General features: G+C 63.8%; 3 protein-coding genes. All 3 read right to left on the reverse strand.

Annotation, left to right across the window (positions count from 1 at the left end):
- The coding region (locus EOM25_15100; GenBank protein NCC26506.1) for an ABC transporter permease at positions 1–163 on the reverse strand (163 nt) is incomplete at its 3' end.
- 4 nt (positions 164–167) lie between these two features.
- Positions 168–1,085, reverse strand: coding sequence for an ABC transporter ATP-binding protein (locus tag EOM25_15105; protein NCC26507.1), 918 nt, complete (start codon positions 1,083–1,085; stop codon positions 168–170).
- Positions 1,072–1,265, reverse strand: a 194-nt coding sequence (locus EOM25_15110; protein NCC26508.1) for a hypothetical protein, incomplete at its 5' end; no start/stop codon positions are given. The genes EOM25_15105 and EOM25_15110, both read right to left, overlap by 14 nt.

Here is a 1,265-nt window from a genome sequence, read left to right on the forward strand (position 1 = left end):
GCAGGGCCGTGGGCAGATGGCGGGGGTCGGAGTTGATGGCGTAGCCGAAGAGAATGAGCTGCATGAGGGGGACACCGGCCATCATGGCGAAGGTCAAACGGTCCCGTCGCATCTGGACGAATTCCTTGGCCACCACGGCCCAGAAGCGGCGGAGGGAGAACATGGCTTCAGGCCTCCCGGCCGCGCATGAGGTCGATAAAGACCTCTTCCAGACTGGTTCGGGCCGGGATCAGAGATTGATCTGGTCCAAGACTCCGGCGCAGGGCCGATTCCAAGGCGACAGGGTCGCGACCGCTGACGTGCAAGGCCGTGCCAAAGGCGGCGGCCTGGCAGACAGCGGGACAGCTCTTCAACCGTTCCGCCAGATCTTGCAGGTTGGGGCCGGTGACCCGGAAGGTGTGCAGTCCGGAAGCGGCCACCAGTTCCTCGGAGGTTCCCCGGGCCAGAAGATGTCCGTAGGCGATGTAGGCGAGGCGATGGCATCGTTCAGCCTCGTCCATGTAGTGAGTGCTGATGAGGGCGGTGATGCCTTGGGCGGCCAGAGCGTGGATCTGGTCCCAGAAGGTCCGTCGGGCGCTGGGATCGACCCCGGCCGTGGGCTCGTCCAAAAGGAGCAGCCTGGGCTGGTGCAGGGTGCAGGCCGTCAATGCCAGTCGCTGCTTCCATCCTCCGGACAGGCGGCCGGCCAGTTGGTCGGAAAAGCGTCCCAGGCCCATGCGATCCATGCTCGAAGTCACGACCTGTCGTTGGTCCGCAATGCCGTAGGCCCGGGCCATGAACATGAGGTTTTCGCGCACGGTCAGATCTTCGTAGAGGCTGAAGCGCTGGGCCATGTAGCCCACATGTGGCTTGATCCGTTCCGGTTCGCGCAGGATGTCGAAGCCAAGGCAGGTCCCTTGGCCGTCGTCGGGCCGGAGCAGGCCGCAGAGCATGCGAATGAAGGTGGTCTTGCCCGAACCGTTGGGGCCGAGAAATCCATAGATTTCACCGGCCTCGACGGTCATATCCAGGTGGTCCACCACGGTCTTGGGCCCGAAAACCTTGGTCAGGCCGGTGACAGCAATGGCCGGATCAGACCCCGCCATGGGTTGTCCCATTCACGGTCGTTGAGTCCTCGGACCAGACATCGACCGGCTGGCCGGGGTGGAGGAGGCGGGCATTATCCGGGATTTTTGGGACGGCCTCGACCATGAAGACCAGCTTGGCCCGACTCTGGCTGGAGTAGATGACCGGCGGGGTGTATTCGACCCGAGTGGAGACGTAGC

This window comes from Deltaproteobacteria bacterium (genome assembly GCA_009929795.1).
In the GTDB taxonomy this organism is placed as follows: Bacteria; Desulfobacterota; Desulfovibrionia; order Desulfovibrionales; family Desulfomicrobiaceae; genus RZZR01.